The organism is Amaricoccus solimangrovi (assembly GCF_006385685.1).
Taxonomy (GTDB): domain Bacteria; phylum Pseudomonadota; class Alphaproteobacteria; order Rhodobacterales; family Rhodobacteraceae; genus Amaricoccus; species Amaricoccus solimangrovi.
Genome location: NZ_VFRP01000007.1, coordinates 145,604 through 172,360 on the forward strand (window position 1 = coordinate 145,604; position 26,757 = coordinate 172,360).

At 71.8% G+C, this 26,757-nt stretch carries 19 protein-coding genes and 1 pseudogene; 6 read left to right on the forward strand and 14 right to left on the reverse strand.

Translation table 11 applies throughout. From position 1 onward, the window contains the following. Positions 1-52: 52 nt before the first annotated feature. The gene (locus FJM51_RS09450; RefSeq protein WP_140453890.1) at positions 53-1,846 is read right to left on the reverse strand and encodes a L,D-transpeptidase family protein; all 1,794 of its coding nucleotides are present in this window, start codon (positions 1,844-1,846) and stop codon (positions 53-55) included. Between the two features lie 255 nt (positions 1,847-2,101). Here FJM51_RS09450 and mepK point away from each other — a divergent pair, with 255 nt between their 5' ends. Next, the gene (gene mepK, locus FJM51_RS09455) at positions 2,102-2,659 is read left to right on the forward strand and encodes a peptidoglycan L,D-endopeptidase MepK (protein ID WP_140453891.1); all 558 of its coding nucleotides are present in this window, start codon (positions 2,102-2,104) and stop codon (positions 2,657-2,659) included. A gap of 61 nt (positions 2,660-2,720) precedes the next feature. Here the strand turns inward: mepK and FJM51_RS09460 are convergent, their stop codons facing one another. The 9 genes and pseudogenes from FJM51_RS09460 to FJM51_RS09500 form a co-directional block, all read right to left on the reverse strand. Beyond that, on the reverse strand, positions 2,721-3,986 hold the full coding sequence (locus FJM51_RS09460) for a glutamate-5-semialdehyde dehydrogenase (protein ID WP_140453892.1): 1,266 nt from the start codon (positions 3,984-3,986) through the stop codon (positions 2,721-2,723). Positions 3,987-3,997: 11 nt separating this feature from the next. Next, positions 3,998-5,095, reverse strand: coding sequence for a glutamate 5-kinase (gene proB / locus FJM51_RS09465; protein ID WP_140453953.1), 1,098 nt, complete (start codon positions 5,093-5,095; stop codon positions 3,998-4,000). A gap of 68 nt (positions 5,096-5,163) precedes the next feature. Continuing rightward, complete coding sequence (gene obgE, locus FJM51_RS09470; protein ID WP_140453893.1) at positions 5,164-6,204, reverse strand: GTPase ObgE; 1,041 nt, start codon at positions 6,202-6,204, stop codon at positions 5,164-5,166. Further along, complete coding sequence (locus FJM51_RS09475) at positions 6,201-6,755, reverse strand: GNAT family N-acetyltransferase (protein WP_140453894.1); 555 nt, start codon at positions 6,753-6,755, stop codon at positions 6,201-6,203. Before FJM51_RS09475 ends, obgE begins: the two co-directional genes overlap by 4 nt. Positions 6,756-6,836: 81 nt before the next feature. After that, positions 6,837-7,106, reverse strand: a complete 270-nt coding sequence (gene rpmA / locus FJM51_RS09480) for a 50S ribosomal protein L27 (protein ID WP_140453895.1) — start codon at positions 7,104-7,106, stop codon at positions 6,837-6,839. 22 nt (positions 7,107-7,128) lie between these two features. Next, positions 7,129-7,440 (reverse strand): annotated as a pseudogene (gene rplU / locus FJM51_RS09485) (50S ribosomal protein L21); the annotation flags it as partial. A gap of 164 nt (positions 7,441-7,604) precedes the next feature. Continuing rightward, positions 7,605-10,055: a mechanosensitive ion channel domain-containing protein gene (locus tag FJM51_RS09490; RefSeq protein ID WP_140453897.1), complete on the reverse strand. Its 2,451-nt coding sequence runs from the start codon at positions 10,053-10,055 to the stop codon at positions 7,605-7,607. After that, positions 10,039-11,076: a cysteine synthase A gene (locus tag FJM51_RS09495; RefSeq protein ID WP_140453898.1), complete on the reverse strand. Its 1,038-nt coding sequence runs from the start codon at positions 11,074-11,076 to the stop codon at positions 10,039-10,041. Before FJM51_RS09495 ends, FJM51_RS09490 begins: the two co-directional genes overlap by 17 nt. A gap of 59 nt (positions 11,077-11,135) precedes the next feature. After that, complete coding sequence (locus tag FJM51_RS09500; RefSeq protein WP_140453899.1) at positions 11,136-12,263, reverse strand: NUDIX domain-containing protein; 1,128 nt, start codon at positions 12,261-12,263, stop codon at positions 11,136-11,138. Positions 12,264-12,377: 114 nt separating this feature from the next. On the opposite strand from FJM51_RS09500, the gene FJM51_RS09505 reads away from it, so the two are divergent. After that, entirely contained in the window at positions 12,378-13,028 is a 651-nt protein-coding gene (locus FJM51_RS09505; protein ID WP_181164507.1) for a cupin domain-containing protein, read from the forward strand. A 7-nt stretch (positions 13,029-13,035) separates the two neighbouring features. Here the strand turns inward: FJM51_RS09505 and FJM51_RS09510 are convergent, their stop codons facing one another. Then, a complete protein-coding gene (locus FJM51_RS09510) occupies positions 13,036-14,436 on the reverse strand; it encodes a cryptochrome/photolyase family protein (protein WP_140453901.1) in 1,401 nt (466 codons plus the stop codon). A 149-nt stretch (positions 14,437-14,585) separates the two neighbouring features. On the opposite strand from FJM51_RS09510, the gene FJM51_RS09515 reads away from it, so the two are divergent. Together FJM51_RS09515 and msrB are read left to right on the forward strand one after the other, a co-directional pair. After that, the gene (locus tag FJM51_RS09515) at positions 14,586-16,292 is read left to right on the forward strand and encodes a bifunctional sulfate adenylyltransferase/adenylylsulfate kinase (RefSeq protein WP_140453902.1); all 1,707 of its coding nucleotides are present in this window, start codon (positions 14,586-14,588) and stop codon (positions 16,290-16,292) included. Positions 16,293-16,421: 129 nt separating this feature from the next. Beyond that, positions 16,422-16,829, forward strand: a complete 408-nt coding sequence (gene msrB / locus FJM51_RS09520) for a peptide-methionine (R)-S-oxide reductase MsrB (RefSeq protein WP_140453903.1) — start codon at positions 16,422-16,424, stop codon at positions 16,827-16,829. 293 nt (positions 16,830-17,122) lie between these two features. On the opposite strand, the gene rfbA is transcribed toward msrB, so the two are convergent. The 3 genes from rfbA to rfbB are packed head-to-tail and all read right to left on the reverse strand — an operon-like array spanning position 17,123 to position 19,922. Beyond that, on the reverse strand, positions 17,123-18,001 hold the full coding sequence (rfbA, locus tag FJM51_RS09525) for a glucose-1-phosphate thymidylyltransferase RfbA (RefSeq protein ID WP_140453904.1): 879 nt from the start codon (positions 17,999-18,001) through the stop codon (positions 17,123-17,125). Further along, the gene (rfbD, locus tag FJM51_RS09530; RefSeq protein ID WP_140453905.1) at positions 17,998-18,870 is read right to left on the reverse strand and encodes a dTDP-4-dehydrorhamnose reductase; all 873 of its coding nucleotides are present in this window, start codon (positions 18,868-18,870) and stop codon (positions 17,998-18,000) included. The genes rfbA and rfbD overlap by 4 nt, the downstream gene beginning before the upstream one ends. Then, complete coding sequence (gene rfbB / locus FJM51_RS09535; protein WP_140453906.1) at positions 18,870-19,922, reverse strand: dTDP-glucose 4,6-dehydratase; 1,053 nt, start codon at positions 19,920-19,922, stop codon at positions 18,870-18,872. Before rfbB ends, rfbD begins: the two co-directional genes overlap by 1 nt. A 246-nt stretch (positions 19,923-20,168) precedes the next feature. Here rfbB and FJM51_RS09540 point away from each other — a divergent pair, with 246 nt between their 5' ends. After that, entirely contained in the window at positions 20,169-22,088 is a 1,920-nt protein-coding gene (locus FJM51_RS09540; RefSeq protein ID WP_210240248.1) for an autotransporter assembly complex protein TamA, read from the forward strand. A gap of 14 nt (positions 22,089-22,102) precedes the next feature. Beyond that, positions 22,103-26,737 (forward strand): translocation/assembly module TamB domain-containing protein, encoded by a 4,635-nt coding sequence (locus FJM51_RS09545; RefSeq protein ID WP_140453907.1) that lies wholly within the window; start codon positions 22,103-22,105, stop codon positions 26,735-26,737. Positions 26,738-26,757: the final 20 nt, after the last annotated feature.

The following is a 26,757-nucleotide window of genomic DNA, read 5'->3' on the forward strand; positions in this document are numbered from 1 at the left end:
GCCCCTATCACCGACGGGGGCGGGCCGGTCAATGCGCGACGCGGCGCCCCCCTCATGCCGCGGGCAGCGCGACGCCCGCGGCGGTGAGCGCGTCCAGCACCTCCGCGTCGCGGCCGTAGACGTCGTCGCGGTAGCGGATCACGCCCTGATCGTCGGTGAAGACGGTGCGATAGACGATATGGACCGGGATCGGATCCTTGAGCATCACCGTCTTTTCCGCCTTCCCCGCCACCCAGTCGTCGAAGGAGCGCGCCGGATCGCTCACCTGATCGCGGAGCAGCAGATGGGCGAGCCCGTCGGGATCCTGCACCCGCACGCAGCCGTTCGAGAAGGCGCGCGCGTCGCGGGCGAAGAGCTCGCGATGCGGCGTGTCGTGCATGTAGATCGCGTGGTCGTTCGGGAACATGAACTTGACCTTGCCGAGCGCGTTGCCGTCGCTCGGGCTCTGCCGGATCCGGAACGGGAAGGTGTCGCCGAGCGCGTTCCAGTCGACCAGCCGGGGATCGATCACCGTGCCGGAGCGCGTCATCAGCTGCATGTTCGACCGGGCGAGCGCCATCGGGTCGCGCCGCAGCCTCGGCAGCAGGTCGCGCTTGGCGATGCTGCTCGGCACATGCCAGGTCGGGTTCACGACCATGAAGCTCATGACCTGGGTGAATTCCGCGGTGCGGGTCTTCGTCTCGCCCACCACGACGCGCGAGGTCCAGACCGGCGCGCCCCCCTCGTAGACGGTCGCGCGGTAGTCGGGAATGTTGACGAGGATGTAGCGCTCCCCGAAAGCGGTGTTCTGCCAGCGCAGCCGTTCGAGATTGACCACGACCCGCGCCAGCCTGTCGCCCGGCGTCGCGTTGATCTCGGCGAGCGTGTGCTGGCCGACGACGCCGTCCTCGTTCAGCCCGTGATCGCGCTGGAAGGCCTCGACCCCGGCCCGGAGCGCGGGATCGAAGCGGTCGGCCGCCGTCTCGGCCACGGTCTCGCCCGCCGTCTCGGCCACGGTCTCGCCCGCCGCCGCTCCCGCCGTCTCGCCATAGCCCATCCGGGCGAGCCGCGCGCGCAGTTCCGCGACCCGGGGGCCGCCGTCGCCGGGATGAAGCGAGGGCCCCTCCGCCACGGCGGGCCCCCATTCCCCGGCCGCCCCGGCGGATTCGAGCCGCGCCTTCTCCGCGATCAGCCGCGCGTAATCGGGCGAGGGCGGCGCGAGATCGGCGAGGACCGAGGCGACCGGCGCCGTGTCGAGCCGGGCGAGCAGCGCCCCGGGCGCGATCCGGACCGGCCGCACGTCGATCTCCGGATCGACCCGCGACGGGCGCAGCACGCCCGAGTTCAGATCGCCCGCGTAGCGCAGGAAGGCCCGGCTCGCCGCCGCCTCGCGCCGGATCGCGGGCGCCTCGGGCGCGGCGAAGAGCGCGCCGAGCCCCGCCGCGTCGTAGCGGCCCGCCGGCATCCCCTGCGCCCCGGCGGTGCCGAGCGCGGAAAGGAGCGCGTCGATCCCGGCGGGATCGGCGGACCAGTAGGGCGCGAAGTCGCGCCCGGCGTAGAATTCCTCGATCGCCGCCCGCTCGGCCTCGGAAAAGGCGGCGGTCTCGGCGCGCAGCGCGTCGCGGAAGGCCGCCTGTTCGGGCGGAAGCGGCGGCGCGGCCTCGGCCACCGGCTCGGTCCCGGGATGGTTCTCGCCCGCCCCGCGCGGCGCCGGCGGGGCGGCGGTGACGATCCCGGGCGCCAGCGCCGCGCCCGACTCGCTCGCCACCAGTTCCGGCGCGGCCCTCTCCTCGGCCCCCGCCGGTCCGCATCCGAGGCCCGCGATCAGCACGGCCCCGAGAAAACGCGCCTTCCTTCCTGAAGTCATCACCGCTCCTGCCTCGCCTTCGGGCTCTCTTTTTTGCGCTCCAGCGTAACCGCCTTCACCCTCGGGAGGCAAGTTTTACAGGGGTCTGGATGCAGAACGCTCCCTAACGCACGGAGAGGTAACGATAAGTTATCGGCGGAAATCCGCCGATCGCATTGACGCGGCCCGGCGGACTTGGCAGGTCGGCCGCGCTGTGGCAGCTTTCGGGCAAGGGACGGCGAAAAATGTCCCGCGGGCACATATCGAGGCAGTAAAATGAAAATCGACGAGATCAAACCGTCGCGCCGGGCGATCCTTGGCGTATTCGCAGGACTTTGCACGGTCGCCGCCGCGCCGGTCTACGCGCGCGCTCCGGGACTGCTGCGCAAGGCGGGCGACACCCGTTCCATCTCCATGTACAGCCAGCGGACCGGGGAATCGATCAAGACGATCTACTACGCCGACGGCAAGTACATCCCCGAGGCGATGTCCGAGATCAGCTACTTCATGCGCGACTGGCGCCAGAACGAAGTGCGGTCCTACGATCCGAACAACATCGACAACCTCGCCGCCGTCCTGGCGCTGATGGAGACGAACGAGCCCTACATGATGATCTCGGGCTATCGCACGCCCCAGACCAACCGGATGCTGCGGGGCGCGGCGAGCAATTCCTACCACCTGCGCGCGATGGCGGCGGACATCCGGCTCCGGAGCCGCGACGTGCGCACGATCCAGCGCGCGGCGCTGCGCTGCAACGGCGGCGGCGTCGGCTACTACCGCCGCTCGAATTTCGTGCATATCGACTGCGGCCCGGTCCGCACCTGGAACGGTTGAGCCGTTCCCTCCGGGGTATCGCGACGGGCGCTCCGGCCCCCGTCGCGATACGGATCCCGGATCAGGCGCGGATCGCGCCGTCTCCCTCCACGAGGTACTTGAAGCTCGTCAGCTGCTCGGCGCCGACGGGTCCGCGCGCGTGCAGCTTGCCGGTCGCGATGCCGATCTCCGCGCCCATGCCGAACTCGCCGCCATCGGCGAACTGGGTCGAGACGTTGCGCATCAGGATCGCGCTGTCGAGCCGCTCGAAGAAGCGCGCGGCCACCGCGTCGTCCTCGGTGATCACGCAGTCGGTGTGGTTCGACCCGTAGCGCCGGATATGCTCGATCGCGCCGTCGACGCCCTCGACCAGCCGGGCGGCGATGATCGAATCGAGATATTCCCGCCCCCAGTCCTCCGCGCCCGCGGGCACGACGCCGGGAAGGGCCTGAAGCGAGTCGTCGCCCCGGACCTCTACCCCCGCCGCGATCAGATCGGCGATGAAGGGCGCGCCCGCCGCCTCGAAATAGGCCCGGTCGATCAGCAGGCATTCGGCGGCGCCGCAGATGCCGGTGCGCCGGGTCTTGGCGTTCAGGATCACCCGCCGCGCCTTCTCGGGATCGGCGGCGCGGTCGACGTAGATGTGCACGATGCCCTCGAGATGGGCGAAGACCGGCACGCGCGCCTCGGCCTGGACGCGGGCGACGAGGCTCTTGCCGCCCCTCGGCACGATCACGTCGATATGCTCGACCATGCCGAGCATCTCGCCCACCGCCGCGCGGTCGCGCGTCGGGACGAGCTGGATCGCCGCCTGGGGCAGCGCCGCCGCCCGGAGCCCGTCGACGAGGCAGGCATGGATCGCCCGCGCGCTCCGGAAGCTCTCCGAGCCGCCGCGCAGGATCGCGGCGTTGCCCGCCTTGAGGCAGAGCGCGCCCGCGTCGGCGGTGACGTTCGGCCGGCTCTCGAAGATGACGCCGATCACGCCGATGGGCGTGCGGACGCGGCGGATGTGGAGCCCGCTCGGCCGGTCCCATTCGGCGAGCACCGCGCCGACGGGATCGGGCTGGGCCGCGATGGCGCGCAGCCCCTCGACCATCGCGCGGACGCGGCCCTCGGTCAGTTCGAGCCGGTCGAGCATCGCGCCCGAGATGCCCTTGGCGCGCGCGTCTTCCATGTCGGCGGCGTTCGCCTCCAGGATCTCGGCCCGGCGGTCCCAGAGCGCCTGGGCGGCGGCGCTGAGCGCCATGTCCTTCTGCTCGGAGGAGGCATAGGCGAGCTCGCGCGCGGCGGCGCGGGCGGCGGCGCCGATGTCGCGCATCTCCGCCTTGATGTCGAAAGTGCCGTCCATCGCCTTCCTCCTCAGAGCGCCATGTCGTCGCGGTGTACCAGCGCGGCCCGGCCGGGATGGCCGAGCAGCTCCGCGATCCGGTGCGAGCGGTGGCCCATGATGAGCCGCGCCTCGGTCGAGTCATACCCCGCGAGCGCCTTCGCCACCACGTCGCCGTCGGGTCCCGCGATCTCGACCGGGTCGCCGCGCAGGAATTCGCCGTCGATCCCGCGCACGCCCGCGGGCAGGAGCGACTTGCCGCGCATGAGCGCGTCGAGCGCGCCCGCGTCGATCGTGAGCCGCCCGCGCGGCTTCATGCCGAGGATCCAGCGCTTGCGCGCGGCGCGCGGATCGCCGTCGGCCTCGAACCAGGTGCAGGCCGCGCCTTCCTCGAGCGCGCGGATCGGCCGCTCGACCGCGCCGAGGCTGATCGACATCGCGCAGCCCGCGCGGACCGCGACCTTCGCGGCGAGGAGCTTGGTCTTCATGCCCCCCTTCGAGAGCGCCGAGCCCGCGCCGCCGGCCATCGCCTCGATCCGGGGCGTGATCCGCGCGACCGAGGCGAAGCGGCGCGCGCCCGCGTCCTCGCGCGGATTGGCGGTGTAGAGCCCGTCGACGTCTGAGAGCAGCAGCAGATGGTCCGCGCCCGCCATGCTCGCCACCTGCGCCGCGAGCCGGTCGTTGTCGCCGTAGCGGATCTCGTCGGTCGCGACCGTGTCGTTCTCGTTCACGATCGGCACCACGCCGAGCTCGAGCAGCGTGCCGAGCGTGCGGCGGGTGTTGAGATAGCGCCGCCGCCGCTCGCTGTCCTCGAGCGTGACGAGAACCTGCGCGGTCTTGATCCCGCGCGGCGCCAGCACCGATTCATAGGCCTGGGCGAGGCGGATCTGGCCCACCGCCGCCGCCGCCTGGCTCTGTTCGAGCGAGAGCGCCGCGGCGGGCAGCGCGAGCACGCGGCGGCCGAGCGCGATCGAGCCGGAGGAGACGAGGATCACATCCTTGCCCCGCTCGCGCAGCGCCGCGACATCGGCCGCGAGCCCTTCGAGCCAGTTCATCCGGAGCCCGCCCGATTCGTCGGAGACGAGCAGCGCGGAGCCGATCTTGACGACGATCCGCTTCGCCGCCGCCAGCCGCTCGGCCGAGCCGCGCGCCTGCCCCTCGCCCACGAGGGTTCCGCCCGCGATATGTCCGGGTGAGGTCAGGGAGTCCACGGCGCCCGCTCCTCCCGCGTCGCCTCCGTCTCGCCGCGGCGCTCGGCGATGATGGCGCGGAGCGCGCGCAAGACCTCGGTCACGCCGGCGCCGGTCGCGCCCGAGATCGCGAAGATCCGCTGCCCGCCGCTCGCCTCCCTCAGCGCCTCCAGCGCCTCGGCGCGGGCTTCCGCGTCGAGCGCGTCGACCTTGTTGAGCGCGATGATCCGGGGCTTCTCCGCCAGCCCCTCGCCATAGAGCGCCAGTTCCGCGGTGATCACCTCGTAATCCTCGACCAGCGTCTCGGAGGTGCCGTCGAGAAGGTGCAGGAGCACCGCGCAGCGTTCGACATGGCCGAGGAAGAGATCCCCGAGCCCCCTGCCCTCATGCGCGCCCTCGATCAGGCCCGGAATGTCGGCCATGACGAATTCCGCGCCATCGACGCCCACGACGCCGAGATTCGGGTGCAGCGTGGTGAAGGGGTAGTCCGCGATCTTCGGCTTCGCATTCGAGGTCGCGGCGAGGAAGGTCGACTTGCCCGCGTTCGGCAGCCCGACGAGCCCCGCGTCCGCGATCAGCTTCAGCCGCAGCCAGATCGTGCGCTCGACGCCCTCCTGGCCGGAATTGGCCGAGCGCGGCGCCTGGTTGGTCGCGGTCTTGAAGCGCAGGTTGCCCCAGCCGCCGTTGCCGCCCTTGGCGAGCAGCACGCGCTGGCCCTCGCGGGTGAGGTCGGCGATCAGCGTCTCGCCGTCCTCCTCGAGGATCTCGGTTCCGACCGGCACCTTCAGCACCACGTCCTCGGCCGATTTGCCGGTGCGCTGCTGGCCCATGCCGTGCTGACCGTTCTTCGCGAAGAAATGCTGCTGGTAACGGTAGTCGATCAGCGTGTTCAGCCCCTCGACCGCCTCGGCCCAGACGTCGCCCCCCGCGCCGCCGTCGCCGCCGTCGGGCCCGCCGAATTCGACGAACTTCTCGCGCCGGAAGCTCACGCAGCCGTGGCCGCCCTGGCCAGAACGCAGGTGCACGCGGGCGAGATCGAGGAACTTCATCGCGTCGTGCTCCCCGCCTCGCGGCGATAGCGGAAGGTCGGCACCATCGCGGCGCGCCCGACCGAATAGATCTCGCCCTCGCCGAGATAGACGAAGCCCGCCCGCGTCAGCGCCCGAGCCGCGCGCTCGTTGTCCTGCAGGACCTGCGCGACCAGCGCGCCGATGCCCCGGGCATCGGCGTAGGCCGTCACCGCCCGCACCGCCTCGGTCGCGTAGCCCGCGCCCCAGAACGCGGGTGCGATCCAGTATGCGAGCTCGGCCCGGCCGTCATCGAGCACCCGGAGCGAGATCCGGCCGATGAGCCCGTTGCCCTCGTCCGCCGCGCCGGTGTCGATCGCCCAGGCGAGATCGCGCGAACCGGGGCGCGTCACCCTCTCGACATAGGCCTCCGCGTAGCCCGGCGGAAACGGATGGGGAATGTCCGTGGTCGTCTTCGCCACCCGCGCGTCGCTGGCGTAGAGCGTCAGGAGCGCGGCGTCGGACGGGCGCAGGCCGCGCAGCCGGAGCCGCTCGGTCTCGATCACCTCGGGGGATAGCAGAAGCTCGGACATCACGGAAAATCCCGTTCCGAAAAGACAAGAAGGCCGGCGCTGCGGCCGGCCTTCGGTACGAATTGTGCCTCGGGGCGCGGCTTACTCGGCGGCCTCGGCCACCGGCAGAACCGATACGAAGGTACGCCCCTTGAGGCCCTTGTGGAAGGTCACGGTCCCCTCGGTCACCGCGAAGATCGTGTGGTCGCGGCCGAGGCCGACGCCCTCGCCCGGCCACCACTTGGTGCCGCGCTGCCGGAGCAGGATGTTGCCCGGGATGACGCGCTCGCCACCGAACTTCTTGACGCCGAGGCGCCGCCCCTTGCTGTCGCGGCCGTTCCGGGACGAGCCACCCGCCTTTTTATGTGCCATCTCGCTCTACTCCTCAGTTCGCGGCCGCGAGGATCTCGGTGATCCGCACGCGGGTCAGCAGCTGCCGGTGGCCCCGGGTGCGCTGCGACGAATGCTTGCGCCGGCGTTTCACGAAGGAGATCACCTTCGGGCCCTTGGTCTGCTCCAGCACCTCGGCCTTGACGACCGCGCCCGCGACGAGCGGGGCGCCGATCGTGACGCTCTCGCCGCCGATCATGAGCACTTCGTTGAATTCCACGGTCTCGCCGGCCTCGGCGGCCAGCTTCTCGACCAGGAAGATATCGTTCTTGGCGACCTTGTATTGCTTGCCGCCGGTCTTCACCACCGCGAACATCTCGCGTCTCCTTCGTGTACCGCGTTCTTCGGCCCCGGCCTTCGCCGGCGTTCCGCGGGGACCGCCGCCCCGCGCCATCGAACTGCGCGCTTTGACAAAAAGCATGAACCCCGCCGCCCTTCCGGGCCCGGGAGACGCGTCTATCGCGAAACTCGCGCCCGAAGTCAAGCTTCCGCTTCGACCGTCCCGGCGACGGCGCCGGCCTGGCCGGCGGGAAACTCGCGGCCGTAGGGGCGCACGCGGATGCCGCGGCGGATCAGCTGCTCGATCACCGCGAAATTGATGTCCGAGCGCGCCGAGAGCGAGAAGTTCACGTCGCGCAGCCAGAGCCGGATCTCGAAATCCATCGTGTCCGGCCCGAGGTTCATCAGGAGCACCACGGGCGCCGGATCGCGCAGGCCGAGCGGATGGTCCTCGGCGATCGCGAGCAGCATCTCCGAGACCTCCTTCGGATCGGCGTCGTAGGTGACGCTGACCGGAACCTGGATCCGGCCCACCATGCCGGAATGGGTGCGGTTCAGCACCGTGCCGGAGATCAGATCCGAATTGGGCAGGATCACGCTCGCCCGGTCGAAGGTCTCGATCTCGGTCGCGCGCACCGAGATGCGCCGGACATAGCCCATGAAGGCGCCGACCTCGATCCAGTCGCCCTCCTTCACCGGCCGCTCGACGAGCAGGATGATGCCGGAGACGAAGTTCGACACGATGGTCTGCAGGCCGAAACCGATGCCGACCGAGAGCGCGCCGGCGACGATGGCGATGTTCGACAGGTCGAGCCCGGTCGCGGAAATCGCCGCGAGCGCGGCGAGCCCGTAGCCGAGATAGCCGATGCCCGAGGTGACCGCCGTCTTGCCGCCGATGTCGAGCCGGGTCCGGGGCAGGACCGAGCCCACCAGCACCGACTGCGCCGCCCGCGTGATCGCGATGCCGATGAGCAGGACGCCGACGAAGCTCACGACATTGCCGAGCGAGAGATGGATCCCCCCGAGCGTCCCCCCCTCGCGCAGCAGCAGCCAGAAGCCCGCGATGTCGGAGGGCCGCGCGCCCCAGACGAGCGCGAGGAGCGGCGCGGAGACGAGCACCAGCAGCGTGACGATGACCACGGGTCCGAGCCCCCGGTCCGGCGTCGCGGCCGGCATGGCGAGCACGCCCCGGATCGTCTTGTTCATCAGGTCGAACAGGACGAGAGCGGCCGCGAGCAGGCCGAGCGTCAGGATCGTCGGATAGAGCGCGGTCTGCGACGCGGCGAAGAAGCCGACCGCGGCCAAGGCCGGGGCGCCGAGCCCGACGAGCCAGACCGCGCGTTCGAGAAAGCCGAGCAGCTTCAGCGTGAAGACGCCGACGCGCTGCTCCGGCGGCAGGGTCGCGTCCCGCGCCGCGATGGTCCGCCGCACCCGGTCGACGAGGCTCGAGACGCGCCAGAGTCCGATGCCGCCGGCGAGCGTCAGCGGGAAATGCAGGACGCTGTTCGTCGCCGGGCTGAGCTGCCAGCCCGAGAGGCCGTCGAGAATGAGGAAATGCGCCGCGAGCACGAGGCCGAGCAGATGCGTGAGCCGCGCCCCGCGCCGCGCCTCGCCGTCGCCGAGCGGGATCAGCCGGAACTGGCGGAGCCGGGGTGCGAAGACGCTGCTCGCGAGCCAGCCCGCCCCGATCAGCGCGAGCACGAAGCGCGGCAGATGGAAGATCCGGATCGGGCCGGTGCCGAGCAGCAGCGCGGGGTCGAGCGCGGCGAAGAGCAGCACCGCCCCCACCGCCGGCACGAGCAGCCGCGTCAGGTTGCGCAGCGCGACGAGCCAGGCGATGGCCCGCGCGCTCGCGGCGCGGCCGAGCGCGCGTTCGGTCCAGCGCGTCAGCCGGCGGCGCAGCACGAAGGTGACGCCGACGCCGACGATGACGAGCGCGAGGCTGCGCGGCAGCGTGCGCGTGAAGGCCGAGGCCGCCTTGTCGTCGGCCGCCAGCGCCTCGAGCGACTGCCGCGCCTCGCCCGCGACGGCGCGCAGCGCGCCCGCCGCCTCGATCCAGTTGCGCGGGACGAGCGGGCTCGGCCCCATCGCGCGCAGTTCGACCGAGACGCGGCGCCAGATCTCGTGGTCGATCTCGCGGGTCAGTCCGTCGATCTGGCTCGCCGCCTCCTGCGCGCGCACGAGCGGCACCTGCGCCTCGGCCACGTCGGCGGCGACGCTCGCGCGGTGATCGGCGAGTTCGGGCGGCTCGACCGCGCCCTCCGCCGGCGCGGGACCGAGCGCCTTCAGCCGCTGGTTCGCCTCGTCGAAGGCGGTCTGGGCGGCGCGGATCCTGTCGCTGACCTCGGCCCGGAGCCCGATGAGCTCCGCGCGCACGCCTTCGAGCGCGGCGCCGTCGGCCTCGGACGAGCCGAGCAGCACGCGGGCCGCGGCCGCGGTGTCCTTGAGACGGGCGTCGAGATCCTCGGCGGTGGCCGGCTTCTTCGCCGGCGCCTCCTCCGCCCCCGCCGCCCGCGCCTCGGGCAGGGCGGGGCCGAGGCCCTGGACGAAGGCCGGTCCGGCGAGCCAGACCAGGGCCGCGATCAGCGCCGCGCCGAAGAGGATCCGGCCGGCGAGCCCGAGGCGCCCGACGCTGCTAGGCCACGCGGACATCCGGAATACCGCCCCGCTCCGTCTCGAGCCAGTCGGGCACCGGCAGGTTCTGGCTCCTGAGGAAGGCCGGGTTGAAGAGTTTCGACTGGTAGCGCGTGCCATAGTCGCAGAGCATGGTCACGATCGTGTGGCCGGGTCCCATGTCGCGCGCCATCCGGATCGCGCCCGCGACGTTGATGCCCGTGGAGGAGCCCATGCAGAGCCCCTCCTCGCTCAGGAGGTCGAACACCACCTCGAGCGCCTCGGCGTCGTGGATGTTGTAGGGCAGGTCGACCGTCAGCCCCTCGAGATTGGCGGTGATCCGGCCCTGGCCGATCCCCTCGGTGATCGAGCCGCCCTCGGCCTTCAGTTCGCCATGCTTGTAATAGTTGTAGAGCGCCGCGCCGTCGGGATCGGCGAGGCCGATCTTCACGTCGGGCCGGCGCGCGCGAAGCCCCTCGGCCACGCCCGCGAGCGTGCCGCCGGAGCCGACCGCGCAGATGAAGCCGTCGACCTTCCCGCCGGTCTGCTCCCAGATCTCGGGCGCGGTCGAATCGACATGGGCCTGGCGGTTCGCGACATTGTCGAACTGGTTCGCCCAGATCGCGCCGTTCGGATCGGTCCGGGCGATCTCCTCGGCGAGCCGGCCGGAATAGCGCACGTAGTTGTTCGGGTCGCGGTAGGGTTTCGCCGGAACCTCCACCAGCGTCGCGCCGGCGAGGCGCAGCATGTCCTTCTTTTCCTGGGTCTGGGTCTCGGGGATGACGATCACCGTCCGGTAGCCCATCGAGGCCCCGAGGAGCGCGAGGCCGATCCCGGTATTGCCGGCCGTGCCCTCGACGATCGTGCCGCCGGGGCGAAGCGTGCCCCGCGCCTCCGCGTCGCGGATGATCCAGAGCGCGGCGCGGTCCTTGACCGACTGGCCCGGATTCATGAACTCGGCCTTGCCGAGGATCTCGCATCCCGTGAGCGCGGACGCCTTGCGCAGCCGGATGAGCGGCGTGTTCCCGACGGCCTGAGCCAAATCCAACGCGGTCTTCATAGCCCCACCCCGGCCCACTGGTTACGATCCGCCCCGCTTACCCGCTCCGTCCCCGGGCATCAAGCGCCGCCCCAGTCGCGCCGGAGCCGCGGGGCCTGCTTCTCGAGCCACAAGAGCGCGAGGATCGGCGGGGCGTTGTTCACTTCTCCGCGGGCGACGGCGGCGAGCGCCTCGTCGAGCGGGACGACGAAGGTCCGGATGTCCTCGTGCTCGCCCGCCACGCCGAAGGCGCCGGGTTCCGCGCGCGAGAGATCCGCCTCGCCGACGAAGGCGGTGATGTATTCCGACAGCATGCCCACCGAGGAATACCAGGAGCAGATCCGCTCGATCCGGCCGAGCGTCAGCCCCGCCTCCTCGCGCGCCTCGCGCCGGACGGTGGCCTCGGGCTCCTCCATCGGGTCGCAGCGGCCGGCCACGGCCTCGAGGCACCAGGGATCGGGCTCGCGCCGGGCGAGCGGGCCGCAGCGGAACTGCTCGATCAGCAGCACGAGGTCGCGTTTCGGATCGTAGGGCAGCACCATGACCGCGTCGCCGCTGCCGAAGACCGCCCGCTCCACCGGCTCGGAGAGCGCGCCGTCGAAGCGCCGGAAGCGCAGCCTGAATTCGTCGACGGCGAAATAGTTCGCATAGGCCGGCTCGCGGCTCAGGATCTCGACGTCGTCATGGCCGAAGCCCGAGCGCAGCACGCGGGGCATCCGCGTCAGCCGGCCGCGCGCGCGGCCGAGCGCGCGGTAGCCGATCCCGGTCAGGAGCCGCGGCATCTCGGAGGCCTCGCGCCGGCCCATGAGCGCGCCGATCTCCTCCGCCGCCTCGCAGACCATGTCGTGCCATTCGCCCGCCCAGGCCTCCGGCGACCAGTCGCGCTCCGCGAGGCCGCCGGGCAGGATGAAGGTGTCGACGATCCGCCGCCGCCCCCCGGCCTCCACTCCCGCGACGAGGGGGGCGGCGCCGATCGCGGCCATGAAGAAGTCGAGACGCGCCCGCGCCGGCCGGTCGAGCGTCACGATCGCCCCGGCCGCGCGCGCCTCCGCCCGCCGCGCGGGGGCGAGCCGGATCCCGTCATGCGCGGCGGCGATCGCGTGTCCGGCGAGCGTCGCGGGAACCGCCTCCCCCGGCGCCTCCCCTCCCGTCAGCGCCGCGAAAAGCCGCCCCGAGGCCATCGGCTCGGCCAGAAACACCTCACGCATACCCGGTACGATTCCATTTGCGTTTCACTCATCTTCGGGTCATTCGCGCCTTGAGTGATCCGAAGCACCATCCCGTTCGTAGCAGTGATGGGAAAGGATGGACAAGGTTCAGCCATGAACAGGGGGCACATACCCGCCGAGGTTCTCGCGAGCTACGCCGACGGCTCGCTCGCCGACGGCATGTGCCTGATCGTCGCCGGGCACCTGACCTTCTGCCCGCGCTGCCGCGACCATCTCGACCGGCTGGAGGCGCTCGGGGGCGCGCTGCTGAGCGAACCCGCGCCCGGCTGCTGCGCCAAGCCCGATCTCGGCAAGATCCTCTCCCGGCTCGACCAGGGCGAACCCCGGGCCGCGGCGCCCGGGATCGCGATCCCCGCGCCCCTCCCCGGCGCGCCGCGCTGCGCCGCGATCGACCACCTGCCGCGCTGCCTCAGGGAGCGGCTCGGCTCGGCGCTGACCGCGCCGGGCTGGCGCGCGATCGGGCCGGGGCTCGCGGTGGTGGACGTGCCCGTCGCCGGGCTGGGCACGCTGCGGCTCTTGCGCTGCGACGCCGGCGTGGCGCTGCCCGAGCACGAGCACGCCGGCCCGTCGGCGGCGCTGATCCTGCGCGGGAGCCTCTGCGAGGACGGGCGGAGCTTCGGCCGGGGCGACCTGATCCTGTCGCGGGCCGGCGACCGCCACGCCCCGGTGATCGGGGAGGACGGCCCCTGCGTGGTGCTGATGCTGGACGAGGAAACCCCGCTCGAGATCCTGCCCGGGCGGTGAGCGCCCCTCAGCCGCCGCGCGTCGCGCGATAGGCGTCGAGCGCGCGCGCCCGCGTCGCGCCGAGATCGGCGATCGGCTCGGGCCGCGGGTCCGCGATGTCGAGCCCCCAGGCGCGGGGCGCGGCGGCGAAGAAGTCGCGCGCCTCCCGTCCCGGCGCACCGTCGCCGAACCCCGCGATCCAGCGCGCGCGATAGATCCCCTCCGGGTCGAACTTCTCCGCCTGCGTCCTCGGGTTGAACACGCGGAAGAACGGCGCGGCGTCGGGTCCCGAACCCGCGACCCATTGCCAGTTCAGCGCGTTCGAGGCCGGATCCCAGTCGGTCAGGCACTCCGCGAACCAGTCGAGCCCGACCGTCCAGTGCGTGAGCAGGTTCTTCGTCAGGTAGCTCGCGACGATCATCCGGACGCGGTTGTGCATCCGCCCGGTGACGAACATCTCGCGCATCCCGGCATCGACCATCGGCTCCCCGGTCATGCCCCGGCGCCAGGCCTCCGCCTCTCCGTTGTCGCGCCGCCAGGGGAAGGCGTCCCAGCTCTCGCGCCAGTTCCGCTCCGCGATCCGGGGCGTGTGCCACATCAGGTGCCAGGCGAATTCCCGCCAGAGAAGTTCGCGCCGGAAGGCCGCCGCCCCGCCCGCACGCTCCGCCGCGTGCCAGATCCGCCGGGGCGCGATCTCGCCCCAGGTCAGGTGCTCCGACAGGCCCGAGGTTCCGGCCCGGTCGGTCCGGTCGCGATCGCGCGGGTAGTCGGCGACGGGGCCGTCGAGAAAGGCGTCGAGCCGGGCGAGCGCCGCCGCCTCGCCGGGCGCCGCGTATCCCGCGACCACCGCCGCCCCCCGGTCCATCGCGGCGCCGAGCGCCCAGGCGTCGCGATCCTCGGAGCGCGGCCATTTCTCCGGCGCATGGAGTTCCGGCGCGGCGGCGCACTCGGCCACCGGCCCCGCCCCGGCCGCCTTCGCGAAGGGGGTGAAGACCTTGTAGGAGCCCCCGGCCCCGGTCTCGACCGCCCAGGGCTCGCGGAGGAGAAAGCCCGGATGGGCGATGGCCGCGACGCCCTCGGCCCGGAGCGCCGCCGCGATCCTCTCGTCGCGCGCCGCCACCTCGGGCTCGTAGGACCGGCTCCAGTGGACCGCGCCCGCGCCGGTCTCCCTCGCGAGCGCGCGGAGCACCGCCCCCGCCTCGCCCCGCCGCGACACCAGCCGGCTCCCCGCCGCCTCGAGGCTCCGCGCCAGTTCCCCGAGCGCGCGGCCGAGCCGCCATTTCGCCGCCGCCCCGAGCGCCTCCGTCTCCGGATCGAGCACGAAGACCGGCACCACCGGCCCGCCCCCGGCCGCGGCGGCGAGCCCGTCGTTGTCACGAAGCCGGAGGTCGCGGCGGAAGCGGAAGAGGCGGGGCCGGGGATCGGTCATGCGCGCTCAACGAGCAAGCCCGGCCCGGGTTCCCGTGGCGTCCTTGCCGCGGCGCGGCATAAATTCGGGCCGGAGCGCGTTCGGCGCTTTGACCCCCCCGCCCGGCGCTGCTAACACCCGGCTGTGTCGAATCAGTAAAGGGTATTTCGATGTCCGCGCCGAACCTCGCCCCCATTCCCGAACTCTTCGTCTCCTACGAGAGCGCCGCGAAGCTCAAGCACGAGGCGGGCGAGCTTGTTTCCTGGGATCTCACCGCGCGCCAGGTCTGCGACCTCGAACTCCTGATGAACGGCGGGTTCAACCCGCTGAAGGGCTTCATGAGCGAGGCCGACTACAACGGCGTCGTCCGCGAAATGCGCCTCGCCGACGGCGGGCTCTGGCCGATGCCGATCACGCTCGACGTGTCGGAGGCCTTCGCCGAGAAGGTCGAGCCCGGCCAGGACATCGCGCTGCGCGACGGCGAGGGCGTGATCCTCGGCATCATGTCGGTGACCGACAAGTGGGTTCCGAACAAGTCGGTCGAGGCCGAGGGCGTCTTCGGCGCCGACGACATCGCCCATCCGGCGGTCAACTACCTGCACCACCGCGCCGGCGCGGTCTATCTCGGCGGCCCGATCACCGGCATCCAGCAGCCGGTCCACTACGATTTCCGCTCGCGCCGCGACACGCCGAACGAGCTGCGCGCCTATTTCCGCAAGCTCGGCTGGCGCAAGATCGTCGCCTTCCAGACCCGCAACCCGCTGCACCGCGCGCACCAGGAACTGACCTTCCGCGCCGCGAGGGAAGCCGAGGCGAACCTGCTGATCCACCCGGTCGTCGGCATGACCAAGCCGGGTGACATCGACCACTTCACGCGCGTGCGCTGCTACGAGGCGGTGCTCGACCAGTATCCCTCCTCGACCACCACGCTGTCGCTGCTCAATCTCGCGATGCGCATGGGCGGCCCGCGCGAGGCGGTCTGGCACGGCCTCATCCGCCGCAACCACGGCTGCACGCACATGATCGTCGGCCGCGACCACGCCGGCCCCGGCAAGAACAGCGCGGGCAAGGATTTCTACGACCCCTACGGCGCGCAGAAGCTCTTCGGCGAGAACGAGGCCGAGATCGGCGTCGAGATGGTCGACTTCAAGCAGATGGTCTACGTGCAGGAGAAGGCGCAGTACGAGCCGCGCGACGAGGTCGAGGAAGGCCAGACCATCCTCGACATCTCCGGCACCGAACTCCGCCGCCGCCTGCGCGAGGGGCTCGACATCCCCGACTGGTTCTCCTTCCCGGCCGTGGTGCAGGAACTGCGCCGCACCTCGCCGCCGCGCGCGGAACAGGGCTTCACCGTCTTCTTCACCGGCTTCTCCGGCTCGGGCAAGTCGACGATCGCGAACGCGCTCATGGTGAAGCTGATGGAGATGGGCGGGCGTCCGGTGACGCTGCTCGACGGCGACCTGGTGCGCAAGCATCTCTCCTCCGAGCTCGGCTTCTCGAAGGAGCACCGCGACATCAACATCCGCCGCATCGGCTATGTCGCCTCCGAGATCACCAAGAACGGCGGCATCGCGATCTGCGCGCCGATCGCGCCCTATTCCGCGACCCGCTCGGCGGTTCGCGAGATGATCGAGGCCTACGGCGCCTTCGTCGAGGTCCATGTCGCGACCACGATCGAGGAATGCGAGCGGCGCGACCGCAAGGGGCTCTACAAGCTCGCGCGCGAAGGCAAGATCAAGGAATTCACCGGTATCTCCGACCCCTACGAGGAGCCGAAGGATCCCGAGGTCCGGCTCGAGACCGAGGGCAACGAGATCGACTACTGCGCGCAGCAGGTGATCCTGAAGCTCGAGAACATGGGGCTGATCCGCGCCTGAGGCCGGCCGCTTCCCCAGATCCCGGACGCCCCGCCCCTCCGGCGGGGCGTTCGCATTTCCCGTCGGCGCCTCTTGACCTCGCCCGCCCCGCGCCGACATTCGGGCGGAAGCGAACCGGAGGAAGAGGCGATGACAGCCGAGACCAGAACCTACAGGGTGACGCGTTCCGAGGAGGAATGGCGCCGGATGCTCACGCCCGAGCAATACGCGGTGATGCGCGGCCATGGCACCGAACGCCCGGGAAGCTGCGCGCTCCTCGCCGAGAAGCGCCCCGGCACCTTCGCCTGCGCCGGCTGCGGCGCGCCGCTCTTCGAGGGGCGGGACAAGTTCGAGAGCGGCACCGGCTGGCCGAGCTTCAACGAGCCGCTCGCGGACGCCGTCGAGACCGAGACCGACCGGAGCCACGGCATGCTCCGGACCGAGGTGCATTGCGCCACCTGCGGCAGCCATCTCGGGCATGTCTTTCCCGACGGGCCGCCGCCGACCGGGCTGCGCTACTGCATCAATGGCGTGGCGATGGATTTCGTCCCGGCGTGAGTGCGGGCGATCCGGGGCCTTTGCCCCGGACCGCGCGGAGCGGCCCTTTGGCCGCGAGTCCTTTTTCTCCCCGCCTGTTGGCGGGGCCCCTCGTCCCGGCCCGTTGGCCGGGACGGACTGCCCGATAGATTTCATGCCCATATGAAACATGGGAAGAAGCGAGCATCGAAGGCGCGCCCGGCGGGGCGAAGAGCCGGCGGGTTGCCACGGGCGAAGGTCGCGGAGCGCGCCGCGGGCGGGGCCTTGCCAGCAGCGCGGCGCCCGACGCGGCGCCACCGCCCGGAGGGCCCTTCTCAGGCGCCGTCGGCGACGCGGACCAGGTACCTGCCGTATTCGGTCTTGAGATAGGGCGCGGCCAGCGCGCGCAGTTCGTCCGCGCTGATCCAGCCCTGGGCGAAGGCGATCTCCTCCGGGCAGCCCATCTTCAGGTTCTGCCGGTCCTCGATCGTGCGCACGAAATTGCCCGCCTCGAGCAGGCTCGCATGCGTGCCGGTGTCGAGCCAGGCATAGCCGCGCCCCATCCGCTCGACATTGAGCAGCCCCTCGGCGCGGTAGGAATTCAGGAGCTCGGTGATCTCGAGCTCGCCCCGCGGGCTCGGCCGCACCTTCGCCGCGCGCGCGGGCGCCGAGCCGTCCAGCACGTAGATCCCGGTCACCGCGAAGTTCGACCGGGGCTTCTCGGGCTTCTCCTCGATCGAGAGCACCCGGCCCTCGGCGTCGAAATCGACCACGCCGTAGCGTTCCGGATCGGAGACGCGGTAGCCGAAGACCGTGCCCCCCTCGGCCCGGCCCGCCGCCGAGCGCAGCAGTTCGGGCAGGCCGTGGCCGAAGAAGATGTTGTCGCCGAGCACCATGGTCGAGGCCGCGCCGCCGAGGAACTCCTCGGTCAGCACATAGGCCTGGGCGAGCCCCTCGGGTCTGGGCTGCGTCACATAGGTGAAGGACATGTTCCACTGCGAGCCGTCGTGGAGCAGCCGGCGGAACTGGTCCTGGTCGGCGGGCGTGGTGATGATCGCGATCTCCCTCAGCCCCGCCAGCATCAGCACCGACAGCGGATAGTAGATCATCGGCTTGTCGTAGAGCGGCAGCAGCTGCTTCGAGAGCGAATGGGTGATCGGATAGAGACGGGTGCCGGAACCGCCGGCCAGAACGATGCCCTTGCGGGAACTCATGAAACCTCTTCCTTCGAAAGCTCGGCGACGACGCGGTCGAGCCCCGCGCGCCAGTCGGGCTGGGCGATGCCGAAGACGCGGGCGATCCTGCCGCAGTCGAGCACCGAATTCGCCGGGCGCCGCGCCGGGGTCGGCCAGTCGGCGGTCGCGATCGGCGTCACGCGGGGCCGCCGCTCCCAGCCGGCGGCGGCGAAGATCGCCTCGGCGAATTCGGCCCAGCTGACCGCGGGCGCGCCCGCGAAATGGTAGATCCCCGGCGCGCCCGCGCCGTCGCGGCGCGCCCGCGCGATGGTCCAGAGCGCCCTGGCGATGTCGCGCGCCGGCGTCGGGCCGCCGCGCTGGTCGCCCACGACGCGCATCTCCTCGCGCGCGCGGCCGTGGCGCAGCATCGTCTTCACGAAATTGCCGCCATGGCTCGAGAAGACCCAGGCCGTGCGCAGGATGACCGCGTCGCCGCCCGCCGCCAGCACCGCCTCCTCGCCCGCCCGCTTGCTCGCGCCATAGACGCCGAGCGGCCCGGTCGGGTCGTCCTCGCGCCAGGGGCGGCCGGGGGCGCCGTCGAAGACATAGTCGGTCGAGACATGCAGGAAGGGCACGCCCTTCGCCGCCGCCGCCCGCGCCATCGCACCGGGGGCGGCGGCGTTGATCGCCCGGGCGCGTTCCGGCTCCGCCTCGGCCCGGTCGACGGCGGTATGGGCGGCGGCGTTGATCACCACCTCGGCGTCGCTTTCCGCGATCCGCGCCGCGCAGGCGGCCGCGTCGGAGAGGTCGGCCGCGGCGCGGTCGAGCACGGTCAGCCGCGCCCCCCCGGCGGTGCGCGCGAGTTCGCGGGCGACCTGCCCGGTCGCGCCGAAGATCAGCGCCCGCATCAGCCGGCGGCCTTCAGGCCGAGCCGTTCGAGCTTGTAGCCGCGTTCCTGGATCGCCTGCCACCAGGGGCGGTTCTCGAGATACCAGGCCACCGTGCGCTTGAGCCCCTCGTCGAGCGTGACCGAGGGCCGCCAGCCGAGCTCGGCCCGGATCTTCGAGGCGTCGATCGCATAGCGCAGGTCGTGGCCGGGGCGGTCCTTCACGAAGGTGATGAGCCGCTCGCGCGGCGCGCCGGCCGGGTCCATCTCGTCCATCAGCGCGCAGATCCGGCGCACGATCTCGATGTTCGTCGCCTCCGCGTCGCCGCCGATGTTGTAGCTCTCCCCGATCCGGCCCTTCGTCACCACCGTCAGCAGCGCCTCGGCGTGGTCCTCGACATAGAGCCAGTCGCGCACGTTGATCCCCTGGCCGTAGACCGGGATCTCGCGCCCGGCGAGCGCGTTCAGGATCACGACAGGGATGAGCTTCTCTGGGAAGTGGTACGGCCCGTAGTTGTTCGAGCAGTTCGAGAGCACGACCGGCAGGCCGTAGGTCTCGCCCCAGGCCCGCGCGAGATGGTCGCTCGCCGCCTTGGAGGCGGAATAGGGCGAGTTCGGCGCGTAGGGCGTCGTCTCGGTGAACTTGCCCGTCTCCCCGAGCGTGCCGAACACCTCGTCGGTCGAGATGTGGTGGAAGCGGAAGTCCCGCCCGGCCCTGTCGCGGCTCCCGCCCCAGTAGCTCCGCGCCGCCTCGAGCAGCGTGTAGGTGCCGGTGATGTTGGTGTCGATGAAGGCCGCCGGCCCGTCGATCGAGCGGTCGACATGGCTCTCCGCGGCGAGATGCATCACCGCGTCGGGTTCGTGCGCGGCGAAGACGCGGTCGAGCGCGGCGCGGTCGCGGATGTCGACATGTTCGAAGGCGTAGCGCCCGTTCGACGCCACCGCGTCGAGATTGGCGGGATTGGCCGCGTAGGTCAGCGCGTCGACATTGACGACGGCGTGGCCCGCCGCGATCGCCCGGCGGACCACCGCCGAACCGATGAAACCCGCGCCGCCGGTCACCAGCAACTTCATGACAAACTCCAGACTCGATACCGGGCGCCGCCCCCGTCGCCGCGGAAGCGAAGATGCCCCCGTATCCCCCGGGGTGCAAGCGCCGCGGGGGGTCCGGTCCGCCGGGCGTTGCCATTTTGCAGAAGGAAGCGAAACAATTCCATGGGAGGGCGCGTTGGGGTTGAGGGTCCGGGGGATTTCTCTAGTCTCTCCGGTTAGCGGGCCGTTAACAAGAAACTGACTCGAGAGCAGGAGCAGGGAGAACCCATGATCGCGTCGCGCTGTGGCGGCCTCGTCGCCGGACTCCTCATGGGCGCCGCGGTGATCGTGCCTGGTCCGGCCGCCGCCTTCTCCATCTTCGGCTTCCATCTCTGGGGCGAGGAAGAGAATCCGGACCGCGTCGACGTGATCGACCCGCTCGACTATACCGCCACGCTCACCGTGACGGGCGATACCGATCTCGAAGGCACGGTCGAGAAGGCCTCCGCGCTCTATGCGAACCGGGAGCAGCCGGCCTCGGGCCGCGCCGGGCTGCTGTCGCGGGCCAAGGCGGATTACCGCCGGATCCTCGGCGCGCTCTACGAGGCGGGCTATTACGGCCCCTCGATCAGCATCCTCGTCGCGGGCCACGAGGCGGCGGATCTCTCGCTCGCGGTCGACCTGCCGGCGAAGGTGCCGGTGGCGATCGCGGTCGATACCGGGCCGAAGTTCGACTTCGGCCAGCTCACCGTCGTCAACCCGCCGCCGCCGATGGACACCCGGCGCCAGCGCCTGACCACGCCGGCCTCGCTCGGCTTCCAGCCGGGAGAGACGGCCGAGGCCGGCGCGATCGGCAAGACCTCCGACCTCGCCATCGCCCACTGGCGCATGCGCGGCCATGCGAAGGCGGCGGAGACCGGGCGCGAGGTCGTCGCGGACCATCCCGCGAGCCAGCTCGACGTCGCGCTGACCTTCGACCCGGGCCGCGAGGCGCGCTACGGCCCGACGAGCGTGGTCGGCGCGACGCGCACCGACCCGGAATTCATCAGGTTCATGACCGATCTCGACGAGGGCGACCGGTTCGATTCGACCGAGATCGCGCGCTCGCAGGCGCGGCTCGGCCGGCTCGGCATCTTCCGCTCGATGCGGATCGAGGAGGCCGACGAGATCGCGCCCGACGGCACGCTGCCGATGACGGTGCGCGTCCAGGACCGCAAGCCGCGCTCGCTCGGCTTCGGCGGCACCTATTCGACCATCGACGGGCTCGGGCTCGAGGCCTACTGGATGCACCGCAACCTCTGGGGCCATGGCGAGCGGCTCCGCTTCGACGCGAGCATCGAGGGGCTGCTCGAACAGCTCGACCCGGCCGATTACGACTACAACGTCGGCGTCACCTTCACCAAGCCCGGCGTCTACAGTCCCGACACCGATTTCGTGACCGGGCTCGCGGCGAAGCAGCTCGATTACGACACCTATCGCGAGACCTCGCTCAGCGGCAACATCGGCTTCTCGCAGCAGTTCGGCGACCGGCTGACCGGCGATCTTTCCGCCTTCTTCTCGAAGGCGCGGTTCGAGGACATCTACGGCACCCGGAACTTCTTCACCCTCGGCGCGCTCGGCAACCTCACCTACGACATCCGCAACGACCCGCTCGATGCCACGCGCGGCTATTTCATCCAGGCCTCGCTCCAGCCGTTCTACGAATTCGAATACGGCAATCCGGCGGTGCGGGGCACGCTCGAGGGGCGCTACTACTATTCCCTCGTCGGGCTCGACACGCTCGTGCTCGCGGGCCGGGTCAAGGTCGGCAGCTACTACGGCCCCGGCGCGGCCGAGAGCCCGCCGGACCTGCTCTTCTTCGCCGGTGGCGGCGGCTCGGTCCGGGGCTACGCCTACCGCTCGATCGGCGTGACGACGACGGTCGACGGCGAGGAGGGCACGATCGGCGGCCGGGGCCTCTTCGAGGGATCGGGCGAGGCGCGCTACCGCATCAGCGAGAGCTTCGGCGCCGTCGCCTTCACCGACGTCGGCTTCGTCACCGCCGATCCGCGCTTCTCCGGCGAGCATGACACCAAGATCGGCGTCGGCGCCGGCTTCCGGTACTTCTCCCCCATCGGCCCGCTCCGCGTCGATCTCGCCACGCCGCTCGAACCCGAGGCGGGGGATTCGCGGATCGCGCTCTACATCGGCATCGGCCAGGCCTTCTGATTGGAGAAAGCCACGTGAAACGGCTGCTCGCGCTCATCGCCCTTCTCAGCTTCTGCGGACTCGCCGCCCTGGCCCAGTCCGAGGGCGACGAGAACGACAACGGCTTCCTGATCAACATGCTGCAGAACCAGCTCTCGGGACCGGGGCGGCAGATCCGCGTCTCCGGCGTCAGCGGGCTGCTCTCCTCGCAGGCGCGCATCGAGGAGGTCACCGTTTCCGACGACAAGGGCGCCTGGCTGACGCTCCACAACGTCGCGCTCGACTGGACGCGCTCCTCGCTGCTGCTCGGCCGGGTCAACATCAACCGGCTCGCCGCCGACGAGATCGACCTCGCCCGCCGCCCCGAGATCCCGCCGACGCCGGTGCTCGAACAGACCGAGGCGAAGCCGTTCCAGGTGCCGGAACTGCCGGTCCGGATCCGGCTGCAGGAGCTTGCGATCGCGCGCTTCTCGCTCGGGGAGCCGGTGGCGGGCGTGGCGGCGGAGCTTTCCGTCAACGGCAGCCTGAACCTCGCCGGCGGCGCGCTCGACACCACGCTCGCCGCGAAGCGGCTCGACCCGCCGGGCGGCACGCTCGACCTCCGGGCGAGCTTCGCGAACGACACGCGCCAGCTCGGCCTCGACCTGCATCTCCAGGAACCCCAGGGCGGGCTCGTCTCGACGCTCCTCGACATCGAGAACCAGCCGCCGATCGACCTGCGCCTGACCGGCGACGGGCCGCTCGACAACGTCGACATCCGCCTCGCGCTCGACGCGGCGGGCGAGCGGCTCGCCGAGGGCACGCTGGCGCTGCGCGGAAGCGACGAGGGGCTCGGCTTCAAGGCCGATTTCAAGGGCGCCATCTCGCCGCTCGTCCCCGCCCCCTATCGCGAATTCTTCGCCGGCGAGACGGTGCTGAGCGCGAACGGCCTGCGCCGGAAGGAAGGCGGCACCCGGCTCGACGCGCTCTCGCTCCAGGGCGCGGTCCTCTCGCTTCAGGGCAGTTTCGACACGACCGCCGACGGCTTCCCGCGCTCGGTCGATCTCACCGGCTCGCTCGGCGATCCGAAGGCGGCGCCGGTCACGCTGCCGGTGCCGGGCGGCGCCACCACGCTCAACTCCGCGCGGCTCTACCTCTCCTACGGCCAGCAGACGCGCTGGAACGGCCTCGTCGTGCTCGACCGTCTCGCCGCGCGCGGCATCGAGATGGAGGACGTGACGCTCGACATGGGCGGGCTCGCGGAGAATATCGAGGATCCGGCGAAGCGCTCCGTCACCCTCGCGCTGCAGGGACTCGCGACCGGCGTCACCGCCCGGGATCCCGCGGTCGCCCAGGCGATCGGCGACCGGTTCGACCTCTTCGCCGACGCGGCCATGCCCGCGGGCGGGCCGGTCGAGGTGCGCCAGCTCCAGCTCTCGGGCACCGGCCTCTCGATCTTCTCCTCCGGCACGCTCAGGGACTGGGTCTATGACGGGCGCAATTCGGTCCGGGTCGACGACCTCGCGCCGCTCGGCGCGCTCGCCGGCCGCGACCTCGGCGGCGCGGTGGATCTCGACGCGAACGGCTCCGTGAGCCCGCTCAGCGGCGGCTTCGACCTCACGCTCGCCGGGACCGCGACCGACGTGACGATCGGCGATCCGCGGGTTGACGCGCTGATGGCGGGCGAGACGACGCTCGAAGGCCGCGCGGTGCGCGACCAGAACGGCATCCGGACCGAGGGGCTCCGGATCGGCAACGCGCAGTTCTCCGTCGCCTCCGACGGCCGCGTCTCGTCGAGCAGCACCGATTTCACCTTCGACGCGCGCGTGGCCGACCTCGGCCTGGTCGACCCCCGGCTCGGCGGCGAACTGACCGCCTCGGGCACGGCCAAGGGCACGGGCGGCGAGATCGGCGTCGATTTCGACGCCCGCGTCCCCGAGGGCAAGCTGATGGACCGGCCGCTCACCGGCGCCGATCTCGGCTTCACCGGCACGCTCGCCGGGTTCGGCGGCCCGGGGATGACGGTCCGGGGCGACATCCGGGGCGGCGGCGAATTCGACGGCCAGAGCCTCGCGCTCGCCGGCAACATCGACACGACCGGCGGCCAGCAGGAGATCAGCGGCCTGCGCGTCGCGGTCGGCCCCAACACCGTCGCGGGCGATCTCACCCGCGCCCGGGACGGGCTTCTCACCGGGAAACTGGCGGTCCGCGCGCCCGACATCGCGCCGATCGCCGCCCTCGCCCTCACCGAGGGCTCGGGCTCGATCGAGGCCGATCTCGCCTTCGCACCCGAGAACGGGAAACAGGGCGTCGACGTCTCCGCCAATGGCCGCGACATCGTCGTGGCGGGCAATGCGATCGAGAGCCTCGAGCTCGACGCGGCCATTTCCGACGCGCTCGGCGTGCCGCTGGTGAACGGGACGCTCGCCGCGCGCTCGATCCGCGCCGGGGGGCTCGAGATCGCCTCGGTCGATGCGAAGGCGGAGCAGGCGGGCGAGAACCGGATGACCTTCTCCGCCGACAGCCGGCTCGCGATCGGCACGCTGATCGACACGACCGGCGCGGTCGAGCAGCTCGAACCCGGCATCGCCGTCACGCTCGACACGCTGCGCCTGCGCCAGGATCCGCGGATCGCGACGCTGACCGCGCCCGCGACGATCACCGTGAAGGACGGCGCGACCACGCTGACCCCCCTCAAGCTCGATTTCGGCACCGGCAGCCTCAGCGCGCAGGGCACCATCGCGGATACGTTCGACCTCGACGTGGTGCTCGACGCGCTGCCGCTCGACATCGCGAACGCGATCGCGCCGGCGCTTGGCGCGGCGGGCGAGATCACCGGCACCGCGCGCGTCACCGGCGCGCGCGCCGCGCCGGACGTCGATTTCGACGTCGCCGCCTCCGGTCTCGGCGTCGCGGCGACGCGGAACGCCGGCGTGCCGCCGCTCGCGCTCACCGCCACCGGCGCGACCGAGAACGGCCGGCTCGGCCTCGACGCCGCCGCCAGCGCGCCGAACGGGCTCGACCTCCGCGTGACCGGCGGCGTGCCGATGGCCCAGGGCGGCGCGATGGATCTCGACGTGACGCTCGCGAGCCTGCCGCTCGCGATGGTCGACGGGCTCGCCGGCAACCAGGGGCTGCGGGGCGACGTGACCGGCGGCGCGAAGGTGACCGGCACCTTCGCCGATCCCCGCGCGAGTTTCGAGCTCAACGGCGACGGGCTCAGCATCGACACGCTCGCCGCCGGCGGGACCGGCCCGCTGACGCTGCGCGCGCGCGGCGATTTCGCCGACCAGACCGTGACGATCGCAGAGGCGCGGCTCGGCGGCGGCGACGGGGTCGATTTCAACGCCTCGGGGCGGATCCCGCTCGCCGGCTCCGGCCTCGACGTCTCGGGCTCGGGCGCCCTGCCCCTCTCGCTCGCGAACGCCTTCCTCGCCGGGCGCGACGCGCAGGCGGCCGGCCTCGCGCGGCTCGACTTCCGCGCCACCGGGGCTCTGACCGCGCCGGTGCTCTCGGGCTCCGTCCGGCTGAGCGGCGGCACCTTCGTCGATCCGCAGACCAACGTGCGCCTCAACGACATCGCGCTCGACGCGGCGCTCGCGGGCGACACGGTCGAGATCCGCGACCTCTCGGCCAACGCGGCGGCGGGCGGCGGGCTCGCCGCCTCGGGCACGATCGGCCTCGGCGCCGGGCTGCCGGCGGATCTCGACCTGCGGATCAACAACCTGCGCTATACCGACGGCGCGATGGTCGCGACCCGGCTCTCCGGCAACCTCTCCGCCACCGGGCCGCTGCTCGGCGACGGGCTGATCAGCGGCCAGGTCAATCTCGGCGACACCGAGATCTCGATCGCGGAGGGGCTCGGCGCCGGCGCCTCGGCCAATCTCGAACAGGTGATCCACCACCTGCCGCCCCCGCGCGTGAGCGAGACGCTCGGCCGCGCCGGGCTCGGGGTCGAGGATCTGGCGGCGGCGGAGGAGGCCTCATCGGGCGGCGGCTCGCCGCTCCGGCTCGACGTGCTGGTGCGCGCCCCCCGGATCTTCGTCCGGGGCCGCGGCCTCGACGTCGAACTGGGCGGCGAGACCCGGATCCGGGGCACCGTCTCGGACGTGCAGCCGGTCGGGCAGTTCGACCTGCGCCGCGGCCGGCTCTCGATCCTGAACCAGCGCCTCGATTTCGACGAGGGCTCGCTGACGCTGGTCGGCAATCTCGATCCGCAGATCCATTTCGTCGCCTCGACGGAATCCGAGGACGTGACCGCCTACATCACCGTGGAGGGCAGCGCGACGGCGCCGGAGATCAAGTTCACCTCCGATCCGGAACTGCCGCAGGACGAGGTGCTGGCGCGCATCCTCTTCAACCGCGCCTCCGACAGCCTCTCGCCCTTCCAGCTCGCCCAGCTCGCGGCCGCCGCCGCCGAACTCGCCGGCGGCGGCGGCGGGCTGATGGACCAGGTCCGCTCCTCCGCCGGCCTCGCCGATCTCGACATCGTGACGCAGGACAACGGCTCGCTCGCCCTGCGCGCCGGGCGCTACGTCAGCGACAGCGTCTATGTCGACGTGCAGACCGGCGCCGACGGCGTCAGCCAGGCCGAGGTCCAGATCGAGCTCACGCCCCGCGTCGACGCCCGCGGCTCGGTCGGCAGCGACGGCAACACGACGCTCGGCCTCTTCTACACGCGCGACTACTGAGCGCGCCCCCGCGCGGCGCG

What these genes read in the sequence shown, in the direction of transcription:
- FJM51_RS09450 (WP_140453890.1), bottom strand. Translation starts at nt 1,846, where the DNA reads ATGACTTCAGGAAGGAAGGCGCGTTTTCTCGGGGCCGTGCTGATCGCG.
- mepK (WP_140453891.1), top strand. Translation starts at nt 2,102, where the DNA reads ATGAAAATCGACGAGATCAAACCGTCGCGCCGGGCGATCCTTGGCGTA.
- FJM51_RS09460 (WP_140453892.1), bottom strand. Translation starts at nt 3,986, where the DNA reads ATGGACGGCACTTTCGACATCAAGGCGGAGATGCGCGACATCGGCGCC.
- obgE (WP_140453893.1), bottom strand. Translation starts at nt 6,204, where the DNA reads ATGAAGTTCCTCGATCTCGCCCGCGTGCACCTGCGTTCTGGCCAGGGC.
- FJM51_RS09475 (WP_140453894.1), bottom strand. Translation starts at nt 6,755, where the DNA reads ATGTCCGAGCTTCTGCTATCCCCCGAGGTGATCGAGACCGAGCGGCTC.
- rpmA (WP_140453895.1), bottom strand. Translation starts at nt 7,106, where the DNA reads ATGGCACATAAAAAGGCGGGTGGCTCGTCCCGGAACGGCCGCGACAGC.
- FJM51_RS09490 (WP_140453897.1), bottom strand. Translation starts at nt 10,055, where the DNA reads ATGTCCGCGTGGCCTAGCAGCGTCGGGCGCCTCGGGCTCGCCGGCCGG.
- FJM51_RS09495 (WP_140453898.1), bottom strand. Translation starts at nt 11,076, where the DNA reads ATGAAGACCGCGTTGGATTTGGCTCAGGCCGTCGGGAACACGCCGCTC.
- FJM51_RS09500 (WP_140453899.1), bottom strand. Translation starts at nt 12,263, where the DNA reads ATGCGTGAGGTGTTTCTGGCCGAGCCGATGGCCTCGGGGCGGCTTTTC.
- FJM51_RS09505 (WP_181164507.1), top strand. Translation starts at nt 12,378, where the DNA reads ATGAACAGGGGGCACATACCCGCCGAGGTTCTCGCGAGCTACGCCGAC.
- FJM51_RS09510 (WP_140453901.1), bottom strand. Translation starts at nt 14,436, where the DNA reads ATGACCGATCCCCGGCCCCGCCTCTTCCGCTTCCGCCGCGACCTCCGG.
- FJM51_RS09515 (WP_140453902.1), top strand. Translation starts at nt 14,586, where the DNA reads ATGTCCGCGCCGAACCTCGCCCCCATTCCCGAACTCTTCGTCTCCTAC.
- msrB (WP_140453903.1), top strand. Translation starts at nt 16,422, where the DNA reads ATGACAGCCGAGACCAGAACCTACAGGGTGACGCGTTCCGAGGAGGAA.
- rfbA (WP_140453904.1), bottom strand. Translation starts at nt 18,001, where the DNA reads ATGAGTTCCCGCAAGGGCATCGTTCTGGCCGGCGGTTCCGGCACCCGT.
- rfbD (WP_140453905.1), bottom strand. Translation starts at nt 18,870, where the DNA reads ATGCGGGCGCTGATCTTCGGCGCGACCGGGCAGGTCGCCCGCGAACTC.
- rfbB (WP_140453906.1), bottom strand. Translation starts at nt 19,922, where the DNA reads ATGAAGTTGCTGGTGACCGGCGGCGCGGGTTTCATCGGTTCGGCGGTG.
- FJM51_RS09540 (WP_210240248.1), top strand. Translation starts at nt 20,169, where the DNA reads ATGATCGCGTCGCGCTGTGGCGGCCTCGTCGCCGGACTCCTCATGGGC.